23 protein-coding genes and 1 tRNA gene are annotated in these 25,237 nt (G+C 71.8%); 10 read left to right on the top strand and 14 right to left on the bottom strand.

Features of this window, described 5'->3' with window-relative positions; all coding sequences use genetic code 11:
• Positions 1–160: 160 nt before the first annotated feature.
• Positions 161–625, bottom strand: coding sequence for a GatB/YqeY domain-containing protein (locus ACZ4NB_RS16975; protein ID WP_467662224.1), 465 nt, complete (start codon positions 623–625; stop codon positions 161–163).
• Between the two features lie 115 nt (positions 626–740).
• On the opposite strand from ACZ4NB_RS16975, the gene ACZ4NB_RS16970 reads away from it, so the two are divergent.
• From ACZ4NB_RS16970 to ACZ4NB_RS16960, 3 genes are all read left to right on the top strand, one after another.
• Complete coding sequence (locus ACZ4NB_RS16970) at positions 741–1,667, top strand: metallophosphoesterase (RefSeq protein ID WP_467662222.1); 927 nt, start codon at positions 741–743, stop codon at positions 1,665–1,667.
• Positions 1,668–1,902: 235 nt separating this feature from the next.
• Positions 1,903–2,628 carry a Pr6Pr family membrane protein gene (locus ACZ4NB_RS16965; RefSeq protein WP_467662220.1) on the top strand — a complete coding sequence of 242 codons (726 nt, stop codon included), beginning with the start codon at positions 1,903–1,905 and terminating at the stop codon, positions 2,626–2,628.
• Between the two features lie 12 nt (positions 2,629–2,640).
• Positions 2,641–2,714, top strand: a tRNA-Pro gene (locus ACZ4NB_RS16960).
• A 180-nt stretch (positions 2,715–2,894) separates the two neighbouring features.
• Here ACZ4NB_RS16960 and ACZ4NB_RS16955 read toward each other — a convergent pair.
• Genes ACZ4NB_RS16955 through ACZ4NB_RS16910 form a run of 10 tightly spaced genes read right to left on the bottom strand, consistent with a single transcriptional unit; the run spans position 2,895 to position 10,613 of the window.
• On the bottom strand, positions 2,895–4,370 hold the full coding sequence (locus ACZ4NB_RS16955; protein WP_467662218.1) for an FAD/NAD(P)-binding protein: 1,476 nt from the start codon (positions 4,368–4,370) through the stop codon (positions 2,895–2,897).
• A 30-nt stretch (positions 4,371–4,400) separates the two neighbouring features.
• On the bottom strand, positions 4,401–4,844 hold the full coding sequence (locus ACZ4NB_RS16950) for a PPC domain-containing DNA-binding protein (RefSeq protein ID WP_467662626.1): 444 nt from the start codon (positions 4,842–4,844) through the stop codon (positions 4,401–4,403).
• A gap of 5 nt (positions 4,845–4,849) precedes the next feature.
• Positions 4,850–5,812, bottom strand: a complete 963-nt coding sequence (locus tag ACZ4NB_RS16945) for an EamA family transporter (RefSeq protein WP_467662216.1) — start codon at positions 5,810–5,812, stop codon at positions 4,850–4,852.
• Between the two features lie 11 nt (positions 5,813–5,823).
• Complete coding sequence (locus tag ACZ4NB_RS16940; RefSeq protein WP_467662214.1) at positions 5,824–6,594, bottom strand: PIG-L deacetylase family protein; 771 nt, start codon at positions 6,592–6,594, stop codon at positions 5,824–5,826.
• Positions 6,591–7,448, bottom strand: a complete 858-nt coding sequence (locus ACZ4NB_RS16935) for a class I SAM-dependent methyltransferase (RefSeq protein WP_467662212.1) — start codon at positions 7,446–7,448, stop codon at positions 6,591–6,593. Before ACZ4NB_RS16935 ends, ACZ4NB_RS16940 begins: the two co-directional genes overlap by 4 nt.
• A 42-nt stretch (positions 7,449–7,490) precedes the next feature.
• Complete coding sequence (locus ACZ4NB_RS16930) at positions 7,491–7,910, bottom strand: MaoC/PaaZ C-terminal domain-containing protein (RefSeq protein ID WP_467662210.1); 420 nt, start codon at positions 7,908–7,910, stop codon at positions 7,491–7,493.
• Between the two features lie 37 nt (positions 7,911–7,947).
• Positions 7,948–8,595, bottom strand: coding sequence for a maleylpyruvate isomerase family mycothiol-dependent enzyme (locus ACZ4NB_RS16925; RefSeq protein WP_467662208.1), 648 nt, complete (start codon positions 8,593–8,595; stop codon positions 7,948–7,950).
• Entirely contained in the window at positions 8,592–8,831 is a 240-nt protein-coding gene (locus ACZ4NB_RS16920) for an acyl carrier protein (RefSeq protein ID WP_467662207.1), read from the bottom strand. The genes ACZ4NB_RS16925 and ACZ4NB_RS16920 overlap by 4 nt, the downstream gene beginning before the upstream one ends.
• Positions 8,824–9,684, bottom strand: coding sequence for a class-II aminoacyl-tRNA synthetase family protein (locus ACZ4NB_RS16915; RefSeq protein ID WP_467662205.1), 861 nt, complete (start codon positions 9,682–9,684; stop codon positions 8,824–8,826). Before ACZ4NB_RS16915 ends, ACZ4NB_RS16920 begins: the two co-directional genes overlap by 8 nt.
• Before the next feature lie 20 nt (positions 9,685–9,704).
• On the bottom strand, positions 9,705–10,613 hold the full coding sequence (locus ACZ4NB_RS16910) for a diiron oxygenase (protein ID WP_467662204.1): 909 nt from the start codon (positions 10,611–10,613) through the stop codon (positions 9,705–9,707).
• Positions 10,614–11,944: 1,331 nt separating this feature from the next.
• On the opposite strand from ACZ4NB_RS16910, the gene cseB reads away from it, so the two are divergent.
• The 6 genes from cseB to ACZ4NB_RS16880 all read left to right on the top strand — a co-directional run bounded on the left by cseB (position 11,945) and on the right by ACZ4NB_RS16880 (position 19,663).
• Positions 11,945–12,613, top strand: coding sequence for a two-component system response regulator CseB (cseB, locus tag ACZ4NB_RS16905; protein ID WP_467662624.1), 669 nt, complete (start codon positions 11,945–11,947; stop codon positions 12,611–12,613).
• 5 nt (positions 12,614–12,618) lie between these two features.
• Complete coding sequence (locus tag ACZ4NB_RS16900) at positions 12,619–13,917, top strand: ATP-binding protein (protein ID WP_467662202.1); 1,299 nt, start codon at positions 12,619–12,621, stop codon at positions 13,915–13,917.
• A 149-nt stretch (positions 13,918–14,066) separates the two neighbouring features.
• Positions 14,067–14,834, top strand: a complete 768-nt coding sequence (locus ACZ4NB_RS16895; RefSeq protein ID WP_467662622.1) for an ABC transporter ATP-binding protein — start codon at positions 14,067–14,069, stop codon at positions 14,832–14,834.
• A 51-nt stretch (positions 14,835–14,885) separates the two neighbouring features.
• Positions 14,886–17,450 carry an ABC transporter permease gene (locus ACZ4NB_RS16890; protein WP_467662200.1) on the top strand — a complete coding sequence of 855 codons (2,565 nt, stop codon included), beginning with the start codon at positions 14,886–14,888 and terminating at the stop codon, positions 17,448–17,450.
• A gap of 119 nt (positions 17,451–17,569) precedes the next feature.
• Complete coding sequence (locus tag ACZ4NB_RS16885) at positions 17,570–18,307, top strand: TetR/AcrR family transcriptional regulator (protein ID WP_467662198.1); 738 nt, start codon at positions 17,570–17,572, stop codon at positions 18,305–18,307.
• 60 nt (positions 18,308–18,367) lie between these two features.
• Complete coding sequence (locus tag ACZ4NB_RS16880) at positions 18,368–19,663, top strand: cytochrome P450 family protein (protein WP_467662196.1); 1,296 nt, start codon at positions 18,368–18,370, stop codon at positions 19,661–19,663.
• Positions 19,664–19,725: 62 nt separating this feature from the next.
• On the opposite strand, the gene ACZ4NB_RS16875 is transcribed toward ACZ4NB_RS16880, so the two are convergent.
• Complete coding sequence (locus tag ACZ4NB_RS16875; RefSeq protein ID WP_467662194.1) at positions 19,726–20,802, bottom strand: hypothetical protein; 1,077 nt, start codon at positions 20,800–20,802, stop codon at positions 19,726–19,728.
• A 194-nt stretch (positions 20,803–20,996) separates the two neighbouring features.
• Positions 20,997–21,830: a class I SAM-dependent methyltransferase gene (locus ACZ4NB_RS16870; RefSeq protein ID WP_467662192.1), complete on the bottom strand. Its 834-nt coding sequence runs from the start codon at positions 21,828–21,830 to the stop codon at positions 20,997–20,999.
• Positions 21,831–21,899: 69 nt separating this feature from the next.
• Between ACZ4NB_RS16870 and ACZ4NB_RS16865 the strand changes: the two genes are divergently transcribed.
• Entirely contained in the window at positions 21,900–23,804 is a 1,905-nt protein-coding gene (locus tag ACZ4NB_RS16865) for a S9 family peptidase (protein WP_467662190.1), read from the top strand.
• Positions 23,805–23,899: 95 nt separating this feature from the next.
• Here the strand turns inward: ACZ4NB_RS16865 and ACZ4NB_RS16860 are convergent, their stop codons facing one another.
• Positions 23,900–25,141 (bottom strand): cation diffusion facilitator family transporter, encoded by a 1,242-nt coding sequence (locus ACZ4NB_RS16860; RefSeq protein WP_467662188.1) that lies wholly within the window; start codon positions 25,139–25,141, stop codon positions 23,900–23,902.
• Between the last annotated feature and the right edge of the window lie 96 nt (positions 25,142–25,237).

Raw genomic sequence — 25,237 nt, 5'->3', positions numbered from 1 at the left:
CTCGCCCGCGGGGCCCGGTGGCCGCCCGTAGAGCCGGACGAAGAGCGCGATGAGGGGGCGCCCCGACACAACGGGGGCGCCCCCTCACCCTTCCCTCAGGACCTCCGTCGGCCCTCCTCAGGGCTTCCCTCGGTCCCTGCCCGGGACTTCCTTCGGCCGCTCAGCCGGCCAGCAGCTTCTTCACCACCGCGGCCACCCGGCCGCCCTCCGCACGACCCGCCACCTGCGGGTTGACGATCTTCATGACGGCGCCCATCGCCTTCGGCCCCTCGGCGCCGGCCCCCTTGGCCTCCGCCACCGCCGCCGCGACCAGCTGCTCCAGCTCGTCGTCGGTCAGCTGCTTGGGCAGATAGTCGGCGAGCACCTCGCCCTCGGCGCGCTCCCGCTCGGCCGACTCGCTCCGGCCGCCCTTGTCGAAGGCGTCCGCGGCCTCCCGGCGCTTCTTCGCCTCCCGCGCGATGATCTTCTCGACCTCGCCGTCGGACAGCTCGCGAGCCTCCGTGCCCGCGACCTCTTCCTTCTGGATCGCGGTCAGCGTGAGGCGGAGGGTCGAGGAGCGCAGCTCGTCGCGCGCCTTGATCGCGGTGGTGAGGTCGTCCTGCAGCTTGGTCTTGAGCGTGGTCATGCCGTCGAGTATGCCCCGGCCCACCGACAACCGCCGCGCCTTTTCCCGCCCCGCCGCCCCGCCCCGGGCCGCCCTGCCGCTGCATTCGCCCCCGCCACTCTGCAACGATGGGGTCATGCGCGCGCGATACGGAGTACCCCTGACCTTGACCGCAGTCGGCGCGGCCGGCGTGGCCTATGCCGCCGGCTTCGAAGTCCGCTCCTTCCGGCTGCGACGCGTGACCGTGCCCGTACTTCCCCGCGGCATGCGTCCGTTGCGCGTCCTGCAGGTCTCCGACATCCACATGGTCAGCGGGCAGCGCAAGAAGCAGCGCTGGCTCCAGTCGCTCGCCGGGTTGCGCCCCGACTTCGTCATCAACACGGGTGACAACCTCTCCGACACCGAAGGCGTCCCGGAGACGCTGGACGCGCTCGGCCCGCTGATGGAGTTCCCCGGGGCGTACGTCTTCGGCTCCAACGACTACTACGGCCCCAGGCCGCGCAACCCCGCCCGCTATCTGCTCGAACGGGTCCAGGGCCGGCACGGCCTCAACGGGAACGCCCCCGTCGTGGGCGCCGTCCACAACCCCTGGGAAGAGCTGCGCGACGCCTTCGACACGGCCGGCTGGGTCAACCTGTCCAACGCCCGCGGCCGCCTCAAGCTGGAGGGCTTCGAGATCGCCCTGACCGGTCTGGACGACCCGCACATCAAGCGGGACTGCTACGCCGAAGTGGCCGGCGGCCCGGAGTCCGGCGCCGATCTCTCCCTGGCCGTCGTACACGCCCCCTACCTGCGCTGCCTGGACGCCTTCGCCGCCGACGGCTATCCGCTGATCCTGGCCGGCCACACCCACGGCGGCCAGCTGTGCATCCCCTTCTACGGCGCGCTGGTCACCAACTGCGACATCGACACCGACCGTGTGAAGGGCCTGTCCACCCACACCGCCGACGGCCGCACGTCCTTCCTGCACGTCTCCGCCGGCTGCGGCACCAACCGCTACACCCCGATCCGCTTCGCCTGCCCCCCTGAGGCGACGCTGCTGACGCTCACGGCGCGGGCGTAGGCGACCGCCCGGGTGCGGGCAATCCGCCCGGCGTAGGGAGACCGCGCGCGGACATACGGGCAAACGGGCGCACGAGAGGCAGCGGACCGGGGGCGGCGAGCCGCGACGGCCGGGCACGTGGTGCGGGGCGCGCGGGGCACCGGCCCCCGCGGCCCGGTGGTCCCCCGGCCCAGTGCTCTCCCGACACGGTGTTCCCCCGCCCCTCCCCGATCCTCCGTCCCCCTACCGTGGAGGAATGTCCGACCCCACCCGGACCTCGCAGTCCACGCGTCACGCCACCGGACCGGCCGGCGCCGCCGCCCGCACCCCGGCCTCGGCCGTCGCCCCCACCCTCCGACGCCCCCTCGCGGGCTTCTTCCGCCTCCTCCTGGCCGCGGCCGCCCTGACCGGCCTCCTCCTGGAGGCCCTGGCCACCCGCGCCCCGGCCCGCCTCGCCGCCTCCTTCACCGCGCAGACCGCCCTCGCCACGGCACTGGTCTCCCTCTGCACCGCCCACCGGGCCTGGACCGGCCGCCGCCCCGTAACCCCCCGCCTCACGGGCGCCCTCCTCACCTATGTCTCCCTCGCGGCCCTCCTCCACCACCTCCCGGCCGCCTCCGCCCCCTTCACGCTCCCCGAAGCCGCCACCCCCACCACGGCCCAAGCGATCTCCCACCTCCTCCTCTTCACTCTCATCCCGCTCGCCACCACCGCCGACTGGCTCCTGCTGACCGCCCCGCGCGGATTCCGCCTCCCCTACGCCTGGCAGTGGCCGGTCTACCCCCTGCTCCACCTCGGCTTCGCCCTCCTCCTCCCGGCCCTCGCGGGCACCGCCCCCTCCCGCCTCCTGGCCCCCGCCCTCACCATCGCCGTGGCGAGCTGCCTCCTCCCCCTGGTCGCCCTCGCGATCGACCAGGTCAGGCCCGCTCCCCGGCTCCGCAAGAACCGGATTTCGCCTACGGGGATCAGTCCGCTAAAGTAGAGCTCGTTGCTTCGGGGTGTAGCGCAGCTTGGCAGCGCGCTTCGTTCGGGACGAAGAGGTCGTGGGTTCAAATCCCGCCACCCCGACTGAAGGAACACAGGTGAGGCACCTACCAGATTTGGTAGGTGCCTCACCTGCTTTGTGTGTGTCCAACTGCGGGACCGGCGTTCCGGGTTCAGGCTCTTCGAGGGGCGCCGCGGCTCCGTCCCGCCGGCAGCGGGACGGAGCTGTGGTGGAGCTCACGTGGGACCCAAAGGGGTGCCCCCCTACCGCCCGCCGTTCGCTGACCGGGCGAGGGTGTGGGTGATCACCTCGGCGCGGGCGTTGATCATGTACATGCTGCCGGCGTAGAAGAGGTCGCCGGAGGTGATGTCGCCCAGGGCGAAGAAGCGGGGGACGTCGTCGGGGAGGGTGGCGCGCAGGGCGTTGGTGGCGACGTCGATGCGCAGGCCGCCGAGGGGGTTGCGGACGGCGAGACCGGAACCGGTGAGCGAGTCGAGGAAGGGCTCGGCGCGGGTACCGGTGCCGGCCAGGCCGGAGCGGGTGGCGTCGACCACCGTGTCCACGCCGGTCAGCCGTCCGCCGCCGTCCTCCAGGGTGAACCCGCCGCCGGCGCGCGCGGTGACGCCGGCCGTTTGGGACCGTACCGTCAACTGGCCGCTGTCCATGGCGTCCAGCAGCGCCCGGGCGGTGGGTGGCGGCATCGGGTTGTACAGCGGTTTGCCGAACGGGTGGAAGCGGCCCAGGAACAGCCGGCGGTCGGCGTCCGGCAGGGCGCACCAGATGGGTTCGCGCGCCTGGTGCATCATCGCCGCCACCGCCGCATGGCAGGCGTTGTACTCCAGCTGGGAGAGGTCCTCGCGCAGCCGCTCGGCCGCGGGGCGGTCCGCGGCGAGCGCACGGAGGTCCACGCCGGCGGCGATCAGCTCGTCGCGCAGCAGCCGCCAGGCGTCCCGTATGCGCAGGGTCCCGTCGGGTCCCACCCGGCGCCGTACCGCCTCCGGCGTCGTATGGCGCAGCTCGAACGGGCTCTGGGTGGCGCGCACCCCGGGCAGCAGTCCGTGCCGGGAGGTCATGGTGATCGGCCCGCGGTGTCCGGAACGCAGCAGTCCGAGGGCGACGTCCACTCCGGACAGGCCGGTGCCCAGCACCAGGACGTGGGAGTCGGCGGCTATCCGGGGCAGTACCGAGCGCAGCGGATAGGGGTCCGGGTGGAAGCCGGGCGTGCCGGTCAGCCGGTAGGGGTCGGTGGGCTCGCCGGTCCCCAGGCACAGCACCACCCGGTCGAAGTGGCCGACGCCGCCGGCGCTGCGGATCATCACGTCGGCGGCGGTCGCCTTCGCCTCGACGGCGAACTCCGGTACCACCCCCACCGTCCAGCCGCGCCGCTCGGCCTCGGCGCGGCCGCCCTCCAGATGGGATGTCAGATACTCGCCGTAGACCCGCCGGGGAACGTAGGAGTCCACCGGCTGCGACCCGTAGGGGGTGCCCCGGTACCGCGGTTCGCGGTGCAGCCAGCGCAGGAAGTGGTCCCGCTCCGCGCACCGCACCGACATGTACCCGGCCTCCCTGTTGACCAGGGCGCAGTCCAGGTCGGGGCGGTAGGCGCGGCCCGTGGCGAGATGGGCCGATCCCTCGTACACGGTGAGGTCGCAGCGCGTCTCCTCGCCCTCGAAACGGCGCAGCAGGCTGTCCAGCAAGCTGACCGCGGCCGCTCCACCACCGATCACCGCCACACGCATCGTGCATCCCCCTCCGGCCGCCGCCGTTGTCTAGCGGTCCGCTTCCAGATCGATGACGGGCAGCCCGCGCGCCTCGTCCAGGCGCCTGGTCAGCGGGCTCGGGAACTCGGTGACCATGACCTCCAGCGTCGGCCGCACCGTGGCCCGTTGGACGTGTCCGCCGACCGTCGAGCCGTCCCGGCGGCCGAGCACCGCGTGCATGTGGACGGAGGGCCGCCCGTCCTTGAGCGCGATGTTGCCGGTCAGGCTGAGCACCTCGGTGTGCTCGGTGACCGGGATCGGGACGTGCGTCCTGCTCTCCGGGTCGAAGAGCGAGAGCCCGGCGTCGCGGAAGGCGCCGATCCCGGTGAACGAGGCCCCGGCCACCGAGTGGTCGGTGGCGAACTTCTCCAGTACGGGCAGCACGTCCTCGTCCTGGTCGAGGACGACGGCGAACATCCGGGGTCCGTCATCGGTCAGCAGGCGGCTGTGCATCTGGGTCAACTCGCTTTCGTGGTGCTGGTGCTGGTGCTGGCGGCCGGGTCGCCGTCGGGGACCTCGGCCGGCGCGGGCGCGACCGGCGCGGCCCGCCAGCGCTTCTTCAACCGGCCTACCAGGTCGAACTGGTTGATGACCAGTCCCAGGATGACCAGCACGATCGCACCCGCCTTCAGCGCGCCCAGCGGCTCGCCGAGGAGCAGCATCGAGGAGGCCATCCCGAAGACCGGCACGAGCAGCGACAACGGGGCCACGTGCGAGGTCTTGTAGTTGCGCAGCAGATGACCCCACAGGGTGAAGCCGAAGAGGATCGTCGGGTACACCATGTAGGCCAGCGAGCCGAGGCCCACCCAGCCCATGTGGGTGAAGGAGTGGGTGATCGAGCCCCAGCCGTTCACCCCCAGCGAGAGCAGGAACATCGGGATCGGCGGGATCAGGCTCGCCCACACCGTGAACGCCAGCGCGTCGGTCGGGTGCGCCTTCTTGATGACGATGTTGGCCATCGCCCACGACAGCGAAGCGCCGATCACCAGCACCGCGCCGACGGCGGTGACCGACCCGTCGGTGATCCCGATGATCAAGGCGATGCCGACGGCCGCCACCACCACGCCGGTCAGCTGGCGCGGTACGACCCGCTCGCGCAGCATCGCCGCGGCCAGCCCGATGGTCCAGAACGCCTGGAGCTGCATCACGACCGAGGCCAGCCCGGCGGAGAACCCGAAGTGCATCCCGGCGAAGAGCAGCCCGAACTGCCCGATGCCGAAGAACAGCCCGTATAACGCGATGTAGCGCCACGGCACTTGGGGGCGCTTGAAGAAGAACACCGCGGGCAGCGCCGCCAGCAGGAACCGCAGCGAGGCCAGCAGATAGGGGTCGAACGACCGTAGTCCGATGTCGATGATGGCGAAATTGACCCCCCAGATCACCATCACCAGGACGCCGCCCAGAAACTTCGAGATCGGCAAGGAACCCTCCTTCAACGGGTGCGCTCGACAGGCTGGGCAGCCGGTTCGGTACGTATCACCTGGAACGCCTCGGCCATCCGGCCGTCCGCCAGACCGCCCGCCGCGGCCTGCCCGCGCAACCTCGAACGTATGTCGTCCGCCAGGTTCGCACGGTGGGCGGTCTGCGACGTGTGGGCACGCAGTGCGGCCAGTTTGCGGTCGAACACGTCGGTGACGTCGACCCAGGTGTCGGGGCGCGGTGAGGTCATCACCCAGATCTCCGGGACGACGCACGGCCGCAGCCCCTCGGACAGCAGCAGTTCCGGGTAGGCGCGCGGGTTGCGGGCGTCCGGGTAGAGCGCCGCCAGCGCGGCCTCTCCCGCGGCGCGGTGGTCGGGGTGGATGTCCGGCAGGAAGTCCCAGTTGAGCTCCGGGCTCTGGATCAGCGCCCGCTGCGGCCGGACCCGCCGGATCACCCGGGTGATCTCCCGCCGCAGCTCCAGGCCGGCCGTCAGCTCCCCGTCGGGCAGGCCGAGGAAGACGACCTCCTTGGCCCCGAGGGCGTCGGCGGCGGCCCGCTGCTCCGCCTCCCGGACGGCGGCCAGTTCGGCCCGGGGGACGGCCGGGTCCTCGCCCCCGGCCGCCCCGTCGGTCAGCACCAGATAGGTCACCTCGGTGCCCGCCGCGGTCCACTGCGCGATGGTGCCGCCGGCCTTGAAGTCCACGTCGTCCGGGTGCGCGGCGATCGCCAGCACCCGGTCCACGTGGCCGAACGGGGGCTCGGCGGATCCGGCGTGCGTCACGCGGGCTTCACCCCGGCGGTGAACAGGAAGGACCGCGGCACGTTGGGCATCGAGCGCGGCGGCACCGGGTGCGGCCAGCGGTCGAAGTCGGCGCCCTCCTCACCGGGCTGGAGCAGTTGCTCGGTCACCCAGCCGCAGGACTCCAGGAACTCCTCCGGCTCGTCGGTGCCGAACAGCCAGGGGTTGCCGTCCTCCATCAGCACCCGCATGAAGCCCTTGGCGAGCGGGTTGTGGAGGGTGGCCCGGCTGGTCATATCGCCGATCAGCACGGATCCCGGCGCGGACAGCTCGCGCAACGAGCCCAGCAGATCGCGCACCACGTCCTCGGGCAGGAAGAAGAACAGCCCCTCGGCCACCCACAGGGTCGGCTGCCCGGGGTCGAAGCCCGCGGCGTGCAGCTCGTCCTGCCATCCGGCGGCCAGGTCGACCGGAACCGAGTGGCTCTGGCTGACCGCTCCCGCCGCCTGCCGCGGCGGGTTCTCGGCCAGCAGCGCCGCCTTGGTCTCCAGCAGCGCCGGCCGGTCCAGCTGGAAGAGGGTGACGCCCTCGGGCCAGGTCAGCCGGACGGCCCGCATGTCCATTCCGGCGGCCACCAGCACCACCTGGCGGATGCCGCGCTCCTTGACGGTGCGGACGATGGCGTCGTCCATGTAGCGGGTGCGCACCAGCACGAACGGGACGACCGCGGAACCGGCGTAGCGTTCGAGCAGTTCGAAGCCGGTCTCACCGGCGACCAGCCGCGCATAGGGGTCGTCGAAGATGCGGTCCGGCCGCTCGGACTCCACCGCGCGGGCGGCGGCGGTCCACTGCGCGGTCTTGGACACCGGCTCCATGACCTGATTCACCGATTCCATGTGTCACTGCTCCCCGTCTGTCGAAAGTGGGCCCGGGTGTGGTCAGACATCCCGGCGCCGGAAGATGCTGTGCAGGACCATGCTGAAGACCGCGGATCCCTGGGGGTCCAGCAGCTCGCACCGGGGGCGGACGATGCCCGAGCCGCGGCGGCCGAGCACCGGGGCGGTCCCCAGTACCGTGAGCCGGGCCTGGAGCACGTCCCCGGCCCGTACCGGTTTGAGGAAGCGCAGCTCGTCCACCCCGGGCGAGCCCTCGCCGGCGGACCGGTTGAGGATCTCCTCGACGTAGCGCCGCATGAACAGCGAGGCCGTCAGCCAGCCGCTGGCCACCAGGCCGCCGAAGGAGGAGTCCTTGGCCTTCTCCGGGTCGGTGTGGAAGACCTGCGGGTCGTAGGCGTGGCCGAAGCTGAGGATCTCCTCCTCGGTGACCTCGACCTTGCCCAGCTCGAACACGTCGCCCACGTGAAAATCTTCTAGGTAGAGCATTTGCCGAACCGACCTACCATTCCGCGCTGATGAGTTCCTCCGGCCGGGCTCCGGCCAGCCGGTACCGTTCCGGGTCGGCCGGACGGCCGGTGTAGAGCCGGAAGAGGGTGGGGACATCGGTGTGCAGCCGCGCCGGCTCCCGGTCGTCGAGCGGTGAGCCGAGGACCAGTTCCCGGTCGTCGAGCGTGACGTGCACCTGCGGGGTGGCGACCACCCGGGCGCATCCGGCGAGCGCCTCCAGCGCCTCCGGCACCCCCGCGCTCCGGTACGCGTCGGACATCTGCAGCGCTTCCCGGACGTCGCCGCCGTGGATCCAGGTGCCCAGGGCCGCGAGATCCTTGGTGCCGCCGGCCGCGCGGATCGCGGGGCCGGCCACCGTCAGACCGCGCTCGAACTCCGCCAGCACATCGGCGAACGGCCAGTCCCGGCGCTCCTCGACGTCCCGTTGGTTCTGGTCGTGGCTCGCCTTGTACGCCGCACCGGCGGTGAGCCCCACCAGCGCCGCCGCACAGTGCGCCACCACATCGCGCACCGTCCAGGCCGGGCACGCCGTGACCCGTTCGAGCATGCCGGCGGGCAGATCGCGCAGCGCGGGCACCAGGGTCTCGCGCTCGGCGCGCAGCAGCCGCTCGGGGACGGTCTCGACGGCCGGTGCGATCACGCCACTCCCGCCCGGAAGTACCGCCCCTCGATCCGCCGCAGGGTGCGGAAGTCGTCGATGTCCAGCGTCTCCATGTCGATCTCCTCGCCGCTGAGCCGGGAGACCAGGAGCATGAACTCGACGAAGGCGAGGGAGTCGATGAGCCGGTTCTCCAGGATGTCGAGGTCCGCGTCGATGTCGGACACCTCCGGGTGGCGGGCCAGGATCCACTGCTTGAGCTGTTCCTGTTCAGACATGGGACGTCCCTTCGGTAGTTGCGGCTGATGCCAGTGCCTGGTCTGCCTTCGCGACGGCCTCGTCGGCCGCCGCCCAGTCGCCGTAGCGGTCGTGCAGCACGGCGAGCCACCGCTCCAGACCGAACGCGACGCAGCTGGTGAACACCGGCCGTCCGCTGTCGGCCAGTTGGATGTCGCAGCGCTCGCCGAAGAAGTTGCGGTGCTTGTTCACCGACGCGATGGCCAGATCCCCGGCCAGGAACTCGTACTTGACCGGCGCGATGCGCTGGAGCAGGGCGCGCGGGCCCTCGCCGTCGAAGAACGGGTCGGCCGCCGCCTCCTTGCGCAGCGGCAGGTCCAGCGCCTCGGCGAACTGCAGGATGCGCGTCGAGAAGCGGTCGATGTGCTCCTCGACGAACTCCTGCTCGCCCAGGGCCACGATCTCCCGCATGTGGAAGCCGAGCAGCCGGCGCAGCCCGGTGTAGCGCTCCTCGCGGCGGAAGCAGCGGCCGACCAGGGTGATCAGGGTGTTGCCCGGCAGGCTCGTCCCCTCCATCCCCAGGTAGACCGCGTAGCAGGTGGCCGACGGCAGGGCGATCTCCGCGCTCTGCAGCTGCTCCGGCGGGAACTCCTCGATGGTGCAGGCGTCCTGGCCCTGCGGACGGCGCTCCAGGTCCAGCGCGTTGACCACCAGCGCCTGGTGCGGGAAGTTCTGGTAGTAGTCGAGCTTCGCCAGCTTGGCCACGGGCAGCAGCGGTGCTCCGACGACCGGTTCGGCGCCGACCCCGACGCCCCACCGCTCGAACATGTCGTCCAGGCGCCGCAGGAGCCGGGCTTCGCCGGCGGGCAGGTAGGCGAGACCGTTCGCTTCCATTCCGACCTCCTTCGCCCGGATCAGATGTCCGGCAGCAGGTCGTCGGCGAAGATCCCCGACTTGAGCATGAACGACATCGGCTTGCGCACGACCTTGCGCTCCAGCTCGCGGCGGGCCGGGTCGGAGACCACCCGCTCGCGGAACTCCAGTGGCTTGGCGATCCCGGCGTCCCGGTAGACCTGCGGGTTGTAGAAGGAGCGGAGGCTGAAGACGATGTACCGCTTGAGGTACTGCTCGATCTCCAGGCGCTGCTGGTCGGTCATGGTGCCGGCCATCTCGGAGTAGAGCATCGAGACCAGCTCGCGGCCGAACGCGATGTGCCGGGACTCGTCCTCGTGGTGCACCCGGTTGACCTTGCGGATGGTCTCGTGCAGGGAGTCGTCGCCGGCCATGCGCATGTTGTAGAAGTCGACGATCTCCTCGAAGAGGAGGATCCTGGAGAACACCAGGAAGTTCTCCACCTGCGCGTTGTCATGCGGAATGGAGTTGAGTTTCGGCCCGCTGTAGATCTTGTCGCCGTACCGGAGGCAGAACTCGGCGAAGAACCACATGTGTTCGTTCTCTTCGCCGATGAAGTGGTGGAAAAAGTCCGACGGCAATTCGAAGCCGGTCGTGTGGATCCGCTTGATGACCTCGATCAGCAGCTCGCGGATTCCCTCGACGTTGAGGCTGTAGAAGTTGATGCTCTCCCAGCGCGACAGCCGCTGGGCCTCCTCGGTCGTCAGCTCTTTGGCGGCCTCGGTGCCGTAGGTGGACACCAGGTCGTGGCTCATCCACGACATCTGCTCGGGCAGCGAATCGGGCCAGTCGAACTCGCGGTACGGGTTGTAGTAGCCGTCCACCGACTTGTCGATGAGCCGCTTGAGGATCTCAGCGAACCGAGCCGACTGCTCCGGGACTTGCGGTGCTTTGCTGGCTACTGCGGACATGCTTCTCCCTGTCGGTAAATGACTGGAGGTGGGCAAGAAGGGGGATGCTCGGGCACTACTTGTCGCGTCGCCGCGCATTCCAGAGACTTCGCGGCGTCCGCTGTATGGAGTTTCGAGGTCCGCTTATCCGCCGCGGTCACCGGCGGGCTGGCAGACATTCACGATGTTAGGCGACCGATACAGCCGCAAGCCAGCGTCATTCTGCGCGGCACTAAGCGGAGTTCACGTCTCCAATTTCACCGTGCGTCGCCCCCGCCGGGGGCCTGAGCAGCCAATTCCCCGTTTGTTGCAGGAACATTGCAGCTACATTAAGTGATCAAGGTGCCTTCAAACGTGAGTTTGACCCCGCCGGACGTTTTTCGGCCGACCCTGAAGGAGCACAAAGCCGAGGTCACAGCGGGTTCAGATGGCCGACCCGCCGCTCAACTGCTCGTCAGTGACACGTCGTTGGCGTCACGCTTTGGCGCAATCAGCACTCTGGCCGCTTCCCCATCCCTAAAGAACTGAGGTCTGGAGCGACTACTGGGACTCCCCGCGGGATGCGCCCCCGGCTGCGCGAGTGGCCCTGCGCCTTATCACAGTGCTGGCGGCAGGCGTCACTGGTATATGAATAACCGACCCGCGGGTTTTTATGCGACCGCCCGCCAGGTCAGACGCATTTCGCCGGTTGCGGGCCAATGACGTGGGGTTGTCGTCTCCGCTCCCGGAATTGCCCCGGCTCCGGTGTCCAGTACCTGCCATCCGCGGGGGAACGCCCCCGAGAACGCCTAGGAGAGCCCCTTCGACCTGTGCGCGTCGGGGCACCCGGCGGAGTCCCCGGTACGGCACCGTCGAACCGGGGAGTCCACCGTCTTCCGTAGGCCCGTACGCTCCCGTCTCATGAGCGTGGACAGGGGGCAGCACGGACAGCAGGACACGGTCGAGCCGGTCCACCGGCCGACGCGCGCCGACCTCCTCGCGGGCGTCCGGGGTACGTGGTGACGCTCGCCCAGCGCCGGCCGGTCTTCCGCGGCTACCGCGCGACCCGCGACCACCTGGTGAGCCGGCGGCTGCCGCGGGTCTGAAGCCGGGCGCTTTGTATCGGCCGGGTATCAGGCAGCGCTTCGTTGCCCATCGAATGCGCCGGCACCCGGGGTCTGCCGGCGCGACGCGGTCGCCGGGGCCGGTGGCTGGCCTATCGTTCCTTTCAGGCCACCGGTCGCGCCTGCGGGCACACGGGGCCCGTGCCGCACGACCGTCCGAACAGGAGTGATCCGCCCGTGTCCTCGTCCGCCCCGGAGCCGGCCTCCGATCGGCCCGTCCGCGTGCTGCTGGTGGAGGACGACGAGCTGATGCGCCGGTCCTTCGCCGTCGCTCTGGAGCGCTACGGCTACCAGGTGGCGGCCGCGGCCGACGGGCTGGCGGGGCTTGAGCGCTTTCGCGACGAGAGCTTCGACCTGCTGATCCTGGACGTGATGCTGCCCGGTCTGGACGGCATCGGCCTGTGCCGCAGGGTCCGGGAGACCAGCCTGGTGCCCGTTTTGATGATGTCCGCCCGCGGCGACGGGCTCGATGTCGTCGCGGGTCTGGAGGCCGGGGCGGACGACTACGTGGTCAAGCCCGTGGACACGTACGTGCTCGTGGCCCGGATCCGCTCGCTGCTGCGCCGGGCGACCTACGCGCCCGCCCCGGAGCCCGGGCGGGCCGCGGGCGACGGGCCGTCTCCGGCGCAGGAGCGGTCGCTGGTCTTCGGGGACCTGACCGTCGACACCGGCGGCATGGAGGTGTGCGTCGCCGGACGTCCGGTGGCGCTGACCCCGACCGAACTGAAGCTGCTGCTGGAGTTCGCCGCCCACCCGGGCATCGTGCTGGAGCGGCACACGCTGCTGCGCAACGTCTGGGAGTACGGCTGGGACGGCGACAGCCGGGTCGTGGACCTGTGCGTGCAGCGGCTGCGCCGGAAGCTGGGCCGGGACCGGATCGAGACGGTCCGCGGCTTCGGCTACAAGCTCAGGCGCTGAGGCCGGTGCGTCCGTTCCTGCGGCTGCCGAAGCGGGGGTCGCTGCGCTGGAAGATCGCCGCGCTGGCCGCGGCCACGGCCTGCCTGGTCGCGGTGGCGGTGGGCGTGCTGGTGCACCTGTGGACCGCGCAGGACATCCGGAGCCGCGCCGGAGCCGAGGCGTTCAACCGGCTGTACTCGGCCATGGACACCTACCGGCGCACCAACACCCTCGCGGACGGTGCCGAACTCGATCCGGCCGAGCTGCCCACCGCGCTGCGGCACCCGGCCGACGGCGAACGGCATACGGCGTACGACGGGCGCGTCGAGGGGAACATGGGCCCGAGCGTCTGGGCCGCCCAGCGGGTCGGCGGCCCGGACAGCCGGGTGCTGGCGATCCAGGTCAACATGAGCTCGGAGCTGCATACCCTGCGCCGGCTCGACATGGTCATGGCGGTGGCCTCGCTGGTCGCGATCGCGGCGGCGGTGCCCGTGGCGGTCTACGGGGCCGGGCTGCTCGGCCGCCGGCTGCGGCGGGTCTCGGAGACCGCGGGGCGGATCTGCGCCGGGGACCTCGACGCCCGCACCGGACCGACCGAGGGCCGCGACGAGGTGGCCGACATCGCCGCCACCGTCGACCTCATGGCCGACAGTCTCGGCCGGCGGCTGCGCACCGAGCGCCAGTTCACCGCGGACGTGGCCCATGAACTGCGCACCCCCGTCGGCGGTCTGCTGGCCGCCGCCGACCTGCTGCCGGCCGGCGAGACGGAGGATCTGCTGCGGGCCCGGGTGCGCGACCTGCGCGGCCTGGTCGAGGACCTGCTGGAGATCTCCCGGCTCGACGCCGGCGCCGAACAGCCGGTCCGGGCCCGTGTTCCGCTCGGGGCGGTGGTCCGCGAGGCCGTGCTGCGCACCGGCCTCGACACCGAGGTCACCGTCGTCGGCGCACCGCGCGGAGCGGACGCGGAGGGCCCGAAGGGCGCGGAGAGCAGCGTGCACCCCGTGGACACCGTGGAGACCGACCCGCGCCGCCTGGAGCGGATCGTCGGCAACCTCGTCGTCAACGCCCACCGGCACGGGGACACCCCGGTACAGGTCACCGTCGACGGCCACAGCGTCGTCGTACGCGACCACGGCCCCGGCTTCCCCGCCGACCTGCTGCGCGAGGGCCCGCGCCGCTTCCACACGGGCGCCGCGGAGCGCGGCACGGGCCACGGCCTCGGCCTGACCATCGCCCTGGGCCAGGCCGGGCTCCTGGGGGCCGAGCTGCGCCTGGACAACGCCCCGGACGGCGGCGCCGTCGCCCGCCTGCGCCTGCCGCACTGACCGCCCGGCCCCTACAGAACCGGTACGAAGCGGAGCGGCAGCCGATACACGGCGGCCGAGGTCCTGATACGTCCGCCGGGCACCTTTCGAAGTGCACCTTCCGCCCCGAAGTCCGCACCCGAAGAGGAGTCCCCGTGACCGCCGCCCCCCTGGACACGCTCGCGCAGAACCCGCCGACAGGGATCGCGGCCACCACCACCGACCTGTCGAAGGCATACGGCAGCGGCGACACCCGGGTCGTCGCCCTGGACCGGGTCAGCATCGCCTTCCGCGAGGGCGAGTTCACCGCGATCATGGGCCCCTCCGGCTCCGGCAAGTCCACCCTGATGCACTGCGCCGCCGGACTCGACTCGCCCAGCTCCGGCTCCGTCCGCATCGGCACCACCGAACTGAGCACGCTCGGCGACCGGCAGCTCACCCGGCTGCGCCGCGACCGGATCGGCTTCATCTTCCAGGCGTTCAACCTGCTGCCGACGCTGACCGCGCTGGAGAACATCACGCTGCCGCTGACCATCGCCGGACGCCGCGCCGACCAGCAGTGGCTGGACCGCGTGGTGGCCATGGTCGGCCTCTCCCAGCGCCTCGGCCACCGGCCGGCGCAGCTGTCCGGCGGGCAGCAGCAGCGCGTCGCGGTGGCCCGCGCCCTGGCCTCCCGGCCCGCGATCGTCTTCGGCGACGAGCCCACCGGCAACCTCGACTCCCGCGCCGGGGGCGAGATCCTCGGCTTCCTGCGCGACTCGGTGCGCGAGCTCGGCCAGACCGTGGTCATGGTCACCCACGACCCCGTCGCCGCCGGATACGCCGACCGCGTGGTCTTCCTCGCCGACGGCCGCCTGGTCGACGAGATGGCACGCCCCACCCCGGACCGGGTCCTGGACGTCATGAAGACCTTCGACACCCGCGCCCGCACCAGCTGATCCGCCGTCACCCCGGCACCTGACTCCACCCCGACATCCCGAAAGCCGCCCATGCTGAGAACAGCCCTGCGCAACGTCCTCGCGCACAAGGCCCGTCTGGTCATGACCGTCCTCGCGGTCTGCCTGGGTGTCGCGTTCGTCTGCGGCACCCTCGTCTTCGCGGACTCCTCCGCCGCGGCCTACCGCGCCGCCGCGTCGCGGAACTTCGCGGACATCGCGGTCACCGTGACCGCGAAGGCCCCCGCTCCGGGGTCCGGCGCGGACCAGCACGGCACCGTGCTCGACGACGCGCTCGCGCGGAAACTGGCCGCCGTACCCGGTGTCGCCGCCGTGCACCCGTCGGCCGACGGCTCGGCCACGCTGAACGCGGCGGACGGCACTCCGCTGAGGGCGGGCAAGGCGTGGGCGAACCTGGCCGCCGCCTACATACCGGGCAAGGACGGCAGGGACACCCGCTATCCGCTGCTCAAGGGCCGGGCCCCGCAAAGCGGCGGGGAGGTCGCCGTGGACGGCGGCACCGCCGCCGCCGGCCGGTTCGCCATCGGCGACACGATCACGCTGGCCACCGACGGCCCGGTCATGACCAAGCGACTCGTCGGCATCGTCAGCACCGAGGACACCCGGGTGACGGCCGGCGGCACCCTCGCCCTGTTCGACAAGGCCACCGCCCAGCGGCTGTTCGCGTCCCCCGGCCACTACACCGGGATCGATCTCTCGGCCGCGCCCGGCACCGACCAGGTCGCGCTCGCCGACCGGGTCACCGCCCGCCTCCCGGCCGACCGGGCCGAGGCCACCAGCGGCGCCGCCCAGGCCGCCCAGCAGGCCACCTACGTCGACACCCTGACCCGGGGCTACACGAAGCTGCCGATGGTCTTCGCCGGGGTCTCGCTGTTCATCGGCTCGTTCCTGGTCGTCAACACCTTCACCATGCTCGTCACGCGGCGCACCCGTGAGATCGCGCTGCTGCGGGCGATCGGCGCCGAGCGCCGCCAGGTGGTCCGCTCCGTCCTGCTGGAGGCGCTGCTGCTCGGCCTCGCCGCGTCGGCGGCCGGCTTCCTGCTCGGCCTGGGCATCGCCGCCGTGCTGCCCGACGTCCTGGGCAGCGCCGAGGACCCGCTGCCGAGCGGGCCCCTGGTGATCGGCCCGCGTCCCATCGTGGCGGCGCTCGGCGTGGGCGTGGGGGTCACCGTGCTCGCCGCGTGGCTGCCGTCCCGCAGGGCGGCGAAGGTCGCGCCCGTCGAGGCGATGCGCTCGGCCGAGCAGCCGCCCTCGGCCGCCCGCTCGCGGATCCGCGGCGCGGTGGGACTGGTCCTCCTCGTCCTCGGCGCCGGGCTGCTGGTGTCGCTGACGGGGGCGAAGGACGCCTCGGTGGAGAACCTCCAGAGCGCGATGTTCGGCTGCGCCGTCCTCGTCATCGCCATGATCATGCTGGCGCCGCTGCTCGCCGCCCCCGTGATCCGGCTGACCGGCCGTATGACCGGCCGCTTCGGGATCACCGGCCACCTCGCGCGGGAGAACGCGCTGCGCGATCCGCGGCGCACCGCGGCCACCGCCGCCACCTTGATGATCAGCACGGCCCTGGTCACCGGACTCGCCGTCATCGGCAACTCCACCGGCCAGGCCCTCGACCGCCAGGCCGCGGCCGGTCTCGGCGCCGACTACGTCATCAGCACCCGCACCCCCACGACCGGCATCGACCCGGCCGCGGTACGACGGGTCGCCGACACCTCCGGGGTGCGGACCGCGGCCGCCGTCACCGACTCCACCCTGTTCGTCGGCGGCAACGTCCGGCAGATCTCCGGTGTCGACCCCGACGCCGTGTCCGACGTCATGAAGCTCGACTTCGTCAGCGGCTCCGCAAAGGACCTCGGTCCGGGCCGGATCGCCGTCTCCGCCACCACCGCCCGCGCACACGGCGTCGCCGCGGGCGGCAGGCTCACCGCCGGCATGGGCCAGAGCCAGGACCTCAAGCAGTACACCGTCGTGGGCGTCTACAAGGACAACCCCGTCGCCCACGACGCACTGGGCGCCCGCGCCGAGGTGCAGCGCAGCAGCTTCAAGCCCGGTTCCGTCCAGCGCGTCCTCGTCCGCACCGACGGCGGCGCGGTGTCGAAGGCCACCGCGGACCGGCTGCGCACCGCCGTGGGCAGCAATCCGCTGCTGACGGTGCAGGACCGGGAGGCATTCGTCCACGAGTCCGCCGGCACCCTGGGCAACCTGCTGACCCTGATGTACGGGCTGCTGGCCATCGGCGTCGTGATCGCCTCGCTCGGCATCGTCAACACCCTGGCCATGTCGGTCGCGGAGCGCACCCGCGAGATCGGCGTCCTGCGCGCCATCGGCATGGACCGGGCCGGCGTCCGCCGGATGATCCGCCTGGAGGCGGTGACCGTCGCCGCCTTCGGCACGCTACTGGGCCTGGCGGGCGGCCTGTTCGGCGCCTGGGCGGTCGGCGCACTGGCCAACGGCGCGCTGGAGCACTACTCCCTGGCACTGCCCTGGGGAACCCTGCTCCTCGTGGGCCTGACCTCCCTCACGATCGGCGCGCTCGCGGCCACCGTCCCGGCCCGCCGGGCAGCCGGCCTCGGCCCTCTGGAGGCCGTGGCGGAGAGCTGACCCGCAGCGCCCGCGCACACCCCGCCGACCGGAAACCGCCTTACCCCCTTGCGCCGCCCGACCTACCGTTGACTCTGTGACCAGATTCAAAATCTGGTCACAGCAGCGGAGGGGGGGCCATGGAACGGGCGGAGCGGGCCGAGCGCATCCTGGAGGCGGCGGGGGAACTGCTGCTCGCCTGGGGGTACGGACGGCTGACGATCGAGGAGATCGCCCGGCGCGCCAAGGTCGGCAAGGGGACGGTCTACCTGCACTGGAAGACCAAGGAGGCGCTCCTCCTGGCCGTCGTGCTCAAGGCGCAGACCCGCACCCACCAGCGCCAGTTGGCGCGGATGCGCGCCGACCCGTGGGAGGTCCTGCCCAGCCGGTACGTCGGCGGGCTCTTCCTCGACTTCCTCGACGAGCCGGTGCTGCGCGCCCTCTACACCGACGACTCCGACGTCCTCGGCCGGCTCAACGACACCGCCAAGAAGGAGTTCGCCGAGCTGATCGCGCACGGCGACCGGACCCTGTACCGCCACCTCGAAGTGCTGCGCACACACGGGCTGCTGCGCGACGACACCGACCTGCACCACCAGCAGTACACCCTGATGGCCATCGTCACCGGCTTCTTCCTGTCCGAAGCGCTGCTCCACGACCGTGCCCCGGACACCCCGGAGGTACGTGCGCAGCTCCTCGCCCGGACGGTCCGGAGCACACTGGAAACTCCGGTCGTGCCCGGCCACGGCCCCTGCCCGGCCCCCGGCTCCGGCCCCGCACCCGACGCCGTCGTCGCGGCCGCGCCCGGGGTCATCGCCCTCCACGAGGAGCTGGGGGAGCTGAGGGCGCGGGAGATGCGCCGGCAGGTACGCAGCTGATCCTTGAGTCCCACCCCGACTCCACCACTCCAGATCGACTCCCAAACGGAGGAGAACGAGATGTCGGCATTACCCAGCTCTCCGTTCGCCGAGCACGTGGGGAAACACCCAGGCGAGCCGAACGTGATGGATCCGGCGCTGATCGGCGACCCGTTCAGGGGCTACGGCGCGCTGCGCGAGCAGGCCCCGGTCGTCCGCGGGCGGTTCATGGACGACTCGCCCGTGTGGTTCGTGACCCGCTTCGAGGAGGTCCGCCAGGTCCTGCGCGACCAACGGTTCGTGAACAATCCGGTCTCCGCGGCCCTGGGCGATGCCGCGCCCGAGCAGTCGCCGCGGGACCGCATGCTGGACATGATGGGCCTCCCGGAGCATCTGCGCGTCTATCTGGCCGGCTCGATCCTCAACTACGACGCCCCCGACCACACCCGGCTTCGCCGCCTGGTGTCGCGCGCCTTCACCGCCCGGAAGATCACCGCGCTGCGTCCGCGCGTCGAGGAAATCGCCGACGAGCTGCTGACCCGGCTCCCCGAGCACGCCGAGGACGGCGTGGTCGACCTGATCCAGCACTTCGCCTACCCCTTGCCGATCACCGTGATCTGCGATCTCGTCGGCATCCCCGAAGCGGACCGCCCGCTGTGGCGGAAGTGGGGCGCCGACCTCGTCTCGCTGGAGCCGAAGCGGCTCGGCGCGACGTTCCCGGCGATGATCGACCACATCCACGAGCTGATCCGCGAACGGCGCGGCGCGCTCACCGACGACCTGCTCAGCGAGCTGATCCAGACCCATGACGACGACGGCGGCCGACTGAGCGACGTCGAGATGGTCACCATGGTCCTCACCCTCGTCCTGGCCGGCCACGAGACCACCGCGCACCTCATAGCCAACGGCACGGCGGCGCTGCTCGGCCACCCCGACCAGCTGCGCCTGCTCAAGGACGACCCGGCGCTGCTTCCGCGCGCGGTCCACGAGCTGATGCGCTGGTGCGGGCCGGTGCACATGACCCAACTGCGGTACGCCTCCCAGGACATCGAGCTCTCCGGTACGCGGCTCCGCAAGGGCGACGCCGTACAGCTCATCCTGGTGTCGGCGAACTACGACCCGCGCCACTACACCGACCCGGACCGTCTCGACCTGACCCGCCACCCCGCGGGCCACGCCGAGAACCACGTGGGCTTCGGGCACGGGCCGCACTACTGCCTGGGGGCCTCGCTCGCCAGGCAGGAGGGCGAGGTCGCGTTCGGCAAGCTGCTGAAGCGCTTCCCGCAGGTGTCGCTGGGCGTCGAACCGGAGCAGCTGGAGCGGCTTCCGCTGCCCGGCAACTGGCGGCTGGCGGCACTGCCGCTGCGATTGGGGTAACCGCCGTCAGGGGCGGGGGAGCGGGCCGGCGCTCCCCCGCCGTGTGCCCGGGCCCGGGGGCGTTACTGCCCGCCGTCCACCTGCGCCCGCCAGGTGACCGGCTGCGCGCCCTGCCCCTCACCGGTGAAGACGACGGCGGCCGGGGCATCGCCCTTCGGCAGCAGGTGGATCGAGCACTCGGTGACCACGCCGTTCGGCCTGACCATCTTGTTCGGCACGGCTTCGGGGCACTTGCCGACCCCGGGCCCGCCGATGTCGATCAGCAGCATCCGCCTCACGGTCTGCCCGCCGGCGGTCCGCAGCGCGATCCCCTGGCTCATGCCCGGCACCAGGTCGTACTTGCCGCTGTTGCGGTACTGCATCGTCACGTAGTACGGCACCATCTTCTTCTGGTCCGCGTCCAGGTCGAAGCGGCCGAGGTCGGCGAGGGAGCCGGTGCGCACGCCCTTGGGGGTGATGCGCAGCGAGACCGGGCGGCTGTCGCTGTCCTCCGTGATGCCGTCGGCGGGCACGTCCGGGGCCAGTACCCCCTTGGAGCCGCCCTCGGCACCGCCGACCGGCCAGATGAGGGTGTCGCCTTCGTCGTCGTTGTAGGAGACGGTCGCCGGCGGCTGCCCCTTGGGCAGCATGAAGATCCGGCAGATCGCCGACGTGGCACCGGCGGCCAGTTCGGCGGTGCCGCCCTCGCGGCACTCGGGCGGCAGACCGGAGCCGGTCGCCAACGGGTTGGACTGGAACAGCGAGACGCGCTCGGCGGCCTGACCGTCCGCCCCGTTGACGGAGAAGTTCCGCGACGGGTCCACTCCGCTCAGCGTGCTCTTGGCGGTGTTGGTGTAGGAGAAGGTGAGGTAGTACGGCACCATCCCCTTGAGGTCGTCGTCCAGCCGGATGTGCGAGAGGTCGGAGTCCGAGCCGCGCGCGAGCCGGGTGGGCGTCAGCCGCAGCGGATGCGCCTTGTCGTCGGAGTCGGTCCAGGTGGCCGGGCGCGGTGTGGCCTTCATCGGCAGCGGCTTGGCGGGCGTGACGGACTCCGACGCCCCCGGCTTCTTGGCGGTGCCGGCCACGCCGGAGCACCCCACGGCCAGCAGCATCAGCGCGCCGACACCCGCGGCACCGGCGACACGTATCGGCTTCCGCACGACAAACCCCCGTTGTTCTGTGCCGTCTGGCGCCTCACCACACGGCCGTCGACTCTCGTCGCTCTCCGGCTTTCCGGCAGCCCCGCCCGGCCTGTCCGGTCTGTCCGGCCCGGCCGGACAGTCAGGTTAGCCGCCCCGCGAAGCGGGGACGGCGGCGCCCCGGGCCCCGGCCCTCGGGGACTTCCGGCCCGTCCTCAGCGCGGAAGGCTCGCCTTCAGCGAGTACATGAGGGGGATGCGGGGGCGGTCCCCGGGAAAGCGGTAGTAGCCGTCGTCGTCGCGGCGCAGCGCCGTGAAGCGCTGGAACATCGTCATGTCGTGCTCGTGCAGGAAGTCGATGCGCAGACCGGCGCCGGCGAGCGCGGAGACGACCTCGCCCAGCGGATGCTGCCATTCGACGCTGCGGTTGTTGACCGTCGGCGCGTCGAAGTCCGTGTACGTACCGGGGATTTCGTCGACCCAGGCGTCCCGGCTGAAGTAGTCGTGGATGATGCGCGACCCGCTCTCGTCGTCCAGCACATCGCACAGCGGGTGGAACTCGGCGAGGTAGAGGAACCCGCCCGGCGCGACGAGGGAGGCGGCGGTGTCGGCCCAGCGTTCCAGGTCCGGGAGCCAGTTCAGGGCCCCGATGCCGGTGTAGACGATGTCGTACGCGGGGTCGGGGACGGCTTCGGCGGCGTCATAGACGTCGGCGGCGACGAAGGTCGCCCGCTCCGGCGGGTAGCCGAGCTCGGCGGCCAGCTCACGGGCCGTTTCGACGGCCTGCTCGGAGAAGTCCAGGCCGACGACGCGGGCGGCGCCGCGGTGGGCCCAGGAGAGGGTGTCCTGTCCGAAGTGGCACTGGAGGTGGAGCAGGGACCGGCCGGTGACGTCGCCGACCTCGGCGATCTCGAAGTCGCGGATGACGTCCCGGGCCCGGCGGAATCGGTCCTGGTCGTAATAATCGCTCGCGGTGTGGATGGCCACGCGCTCGTCCCACCTGGCGCGATTGGCCTCCCGCCAGTCGTCGGGGCCGCTATGTCCTTGCATACGACGAAGTTATCCACAGCCTTGCGGCCCTCGCCAACGCAATTCGAGCGCCGGGCGCAGAATGGGCCCATGACTGACGAGACGACCGCAGGCCCAGCCCCCTCCATCGATCCGATCGCCCCGGCGACCGCAGCCGACCGCTCCCCGGGGACGGCCCCGGCCGGGCCGATAGCGGGCACGGAGATGCCCGACTGGGAGAAGCGCTTCCGCGCGCCGCGGATCGGGCTGCCGGACTGGGCCGAGGACGCCCCGGACCGCTCCCTGTTCGTCTCGAACGCCACCGGCACCTTCGAGCTGTACGCCTGGGACCGGGCGACGGGCGGGCAGCGCCAGGCCACGGACCGGCCGAACGGCACGACGGACGGCACGCTGTCGCCGGACGGCGAGTGGATCTGGTGGTTCTCGGACACCGACGGGGACGAGTTCGGCGTGTGGATGCGCCAGCCGTTCGGCGGCGGCCCGGACGAACCGGCCACCCCGGGCCTGACCCCCTCGTACCCCGGCGGCCTGGCGATCGGCCGCGACGGGACGGCGGTCGTCGGCTGCTCGACGGACGAGGACGGCTCGACGGTCCATGTCGTACGGCCGGGGCAGCCGCCGGTGGAGATCTACCGTCATCGGGAGTCGGCGGGCGTCGGCGATCTCTCGCACGACGGCTCGCTGATCGCCATCGAGCACACCGAGCACGGCGACGCGATGCACTCCGCGATCCGCGTCGTGCGGCCCGACGGCTCCGTGGTCGCCGAGCTGGACGACACCAACGGCGGGACCGAGGAGCTGGGCCTGTCGGTGATGGGCTTCGCGCCGGTGGACGGCGACGCCAGACTGCTGGTCGGGCACCAGCGCCGGGGCCGCTGGGAGCCCATGATCTGGGATCCGCTGACCGGTGAGGAGACGGCCCTCGACATCGAGCTGCCCGGAGACGTGGGCGCCGACTGGTATCCGGACGGCTCGGCGCTGCTGGTCGAGCACGAGTACCAGGCGCGCAGCGAGCTGTGGCGCTATGAGCTGGCCGCGGCGGGCGCTCCGGGGCTGACCCGGGTCGAGACCCCGGCCGGCACGGTCTCGGGCGCGACGGCACGGCCGGACGGCACGGTCGAGTTCCTGTGGTCGTCGGCCGCGCAGCCTCCGGAGGTGCGCTCGACGAGCGGCAAGGTCGTGCTGGACCCGCCCGGTATGAAGGCGCCCGGATCGGTGCCGGTGCGCGACGTCTGGGTGGAGGGCCCCGGAGGCCGTATCCATGCGCTGGTGCAGCAGCCGGCGGGCGACGGCCCCTTCCCGACCGTGTTCGACATACACGGCGGCCCGACCTGGCACGACAGCGATGCCTTCGCCTCGTCCCCGGCGGCCTGGGTGGACCACGGCTTCGCGGTCGTACGCGTCAACTACCGCGGCTCGACCGGGTACGGCCGCGCCTGGACGGACGCGCTCAAGCACCGCGTCGGCCTGATCGAGCTGGAGGACATCGCCGCGGTGCGCGAGTGGGCTCTCTCGTCGGGGCTGGCGGATCCGGAGCGGCTGGTGCTGGCCGGCGGCTCCTGGGGCGGCTACCTCACACTGCTGGGGCTGGGCACCCAGCCGGACGCCTGGTCCGTGGGCCTGGCGGCGGTCCCGGTCGCGGACTATGTCACGGCCTACAACGACGAGATGGAAGCTCTCAAGGCGATGGACCGGACCCTGTTGGGCGGCACGCCCGAGGAGGTCCCGGAGCGCTTCGAGGCGTCGTCCCCGCTGACGTATGTGGACGCGGTGCGGGCACCGGTCTATATCTCCGCCGGCGTCAACGACCCCCGCTGCCCGATCCGGCAGGTGGAGAACTACGTCGAGCGGCTGGAGGGGCGCGGCCACCCGCACGAGGTCTACCGCTACGACGCCGGCCATGGCTCGCTCGTCGTGGAAGAGCGCATCAAGCAGGTCCGGCTGGAGCTGGAGTTCGCCCAGCGGTACGTCATGGAGAAGAAGCGGGAGAGCTGACGCGACAGCGGCTGGGGCAGGGCCTCCTCCGGCGCTGCCCCACCGCCCCACCCCACTGAACCCGTAGGACCGGCCTTCGCTCAGGACGGCCTTGCTCAGCGGGCGGTGTGATGGGCGAGGGCGGCGTGCGGATCGGTGCCCTCGGTGGTGTGGTCGGTGTGCACGGTCGCGGCGGTGAGCCGGGGGACGGCGTGGATAAGGGCGTGTTCGGCGGCGACGGCGAGGGCGTGGGCCTGCACGACGGTCAGGGTGGAGTCCACGACGATGTCGGCCTCGGCACGCAGGGTGTGCCCGATCCAGCGCATACGGACCTGCCCGACGCCGCGGACACCGTCCACGGTGCGCAGGGCGGTCTCGGCGGTGTCGATGAAATGGGGGTCGACGGAGTCCATCAGGCGCCGGTAGACCTCGCGGGCCGCATCGCGCAGGACCAGCAGGATGGCGGCGGTGATCAGCAGACCGATGAGGGGGTCGGCCAGGCGCCAGCCCAGGGCGGCGCCACCGGCGCCGAGCAGGACGGCCAGTGAGGTGAAGCCGTCGGTGCGGGCGTGCAGGCCGTCGGCGACGAGGGCGGCGGAGCCGATCCTGCGGCCGGTGCGGATGCGGTAGCGGGCCACCCACTCGTTGCCGACGCATCCGGCCAGGGCGGCCAGCGCCACCGCCCACAGGTGCGTGACCTCACGGGGGTGCAGCAGGCGGTCGACGGCCTCATAGCCGGCCAGGAGGGAGGAAGCGGCGATGGTCAGCACGATGGCGATACCGGCGAGATCCTCGGCACGGCCGTAGCCGTAGGTGTAGCGGCGGTTCGCGGCGCGGCGGCCCAGGACGAACGCGATGCCCAGCGGGACGGCGGTAAGGGCGTCGGCACCGTTGTGGATGGTGTCGCCGAGCAGTGCCACCGACCCGGACACCACCACGACCACGGCCTGGAACACGCAGGTCAGACCGAGGATGCCGAGCGAAAGCCAGAGGGCGCGCATCCCCTCGCGGGAGGTCTCCATCGCGGTGTCGACCTTGTCCATGGCCTCATGGCTGTGCGGCGTGACCAGGTGCCCGAACTGGTGCCGCAGCCGCGCCCACCACCCGGCATGGTGGTGATCGTGCACGGCGAAGTGGCCACCGTGATCGGCATGGCTGTGGTGCTGCCCCTCGTGGGCGGCCTGCCCGCGATGGGGGGCGTGACCAGGGCCGTGCCGGTGGCCATGGCCGTGACCGTGGTGGGCGGCGTGCGGATCGGTGGAGGTATGGCGGTCGGCGGGTGCCTGGTCGTGACCGTGGTCGGCGATGTGCGGGTGGTCATGGCCGTGCGAGTGGGAGTGCGAGCGGTTGCCTGCCATACGGCCTACCGTGGCACGCCGACTCGATTGCGGCTACAACGGTCATACGCCCGCTGACCAGGTGCAACGCCATTGCAGGTGGGGGTGGGGAGGGAG

Source organism: Streptomyces sp. NPDC026575 (genome assembly GCF_055567415.1).
This window is presented reverse-complemented; position numbering and strand designations above follow the sequence as displayed.

Coding starts and splice junctions, on each gene's coding strand:
- ACZ4NB_RS16975 (WP_467662224.1), bottom strand. CDS start 625: ATGACCACGCTCAAGACCAAGCTGCAGGACGACCTCACCACCGCGATC.
- ACZ4NB_RS16970 (WP_467662222.1), top strand. CDS start 741: ATGCGCGCGCGATACGGAGTACCCCTGACCTTGACCGCAGTCGGCGCG.
- ACZ4NB_RS16965 (WP_467662220.1), top strand. CDS start 1,903: ATGTCCGACCCCACCCGGACCTCGCAGTCCACGCGTCACGCCACCGGA.
- ACZ4NB_RS16955 (WP_467662218.1), bottom strand. CDS start 4,370: ATGCGTGTGGCGGTGATCGGTGGTGGAGCGGCCGCGGTCAGCTTGCTG.
- ACZ4NB_RS16950 (WP_467662626.1), bottom strand. CDS start 4,844: ATGCACAGCCGCCTGCTGACCGATGACGGACCCCGGATGTTCGCCGTC.
- ACZ4NB_RS16935 (WP_467662212.1), bottom strand. CDS start 7,448: ATGGAATCGGTGAATCAGGTCATGGAGCCGGTGTCCAAGACCGCGCAG.
- ACZ4NB_RS16920 (WP_467662207.1), bottom strand. CDS start 8,831: ATGTCTGAACAGGAACAGCTCAAGCAGTGGATCCTGGCCCGCCACCCG.
- ACZ4NB_RS16915 (WP_467662205.1), bottom strand. CDS start 9,684: ATGGAAGCGAACGGTCTCGCCTACCTGCCCGCCGGCGAAGCCCGGCTC.
- ACZ4NB_RS16910 (WP_467662204.1), bottom strand. CDS start 10,613: ATGTCCGCAGTAGCCAGCAAAGCACCGCAAGTCCCGGAGCAGTCGGCT.
- cseB (WP_467662624.1), top strand. CDS start 11,945: ATGCGCCGGTCCTTCGCCGTCGCTCTGGAGCGCTACGGCTACCAGGTG.
- ACZ4NB_RS16890 (WP_467662200.1), top strand. CDS start 14,886: ATGCTGAGAACAGCCCTGCGCAACGTCCTCGCGCACAAGGCCCGTCTG.
- ACZ4NB_RS16885 (WP_467662198.1), top strand. CDS start 17,570: ATGGAACGGGCGGAGCGGGCCGAGCGCATCCTGGAGGCGGCGGGGGAA.
- ACZ4NB_RS16880 (WP_467662196.1), top strand. CDS start 18,368: ATGTCGGCATTACCCAGCTCTCCGTTCGCCGAGCACGTGGGGAAACAC.
- ACZ4NB_RS16870 (WP_467662192.1), bottom strand. CDS start 21,830: ATGCAAGGACATAGCGGCCCCGACGACTGGCGGGAGGCCAATCGCGCC.
- ACZ4NB_RS16865 (WP_467662190.1), top strand. CDS start 21,900: ATGACTGACGAGACGACCGCAGGCCCAGCCCCCTCCATCGATCCGATC.
- ACZ4NB_RS16860 (WP_467662188.1), bottom strand. CDS start 25,141: ATGGCAGGCAACCGCTCGCACTCCCACTCGCACGGCCATGACCACCCG.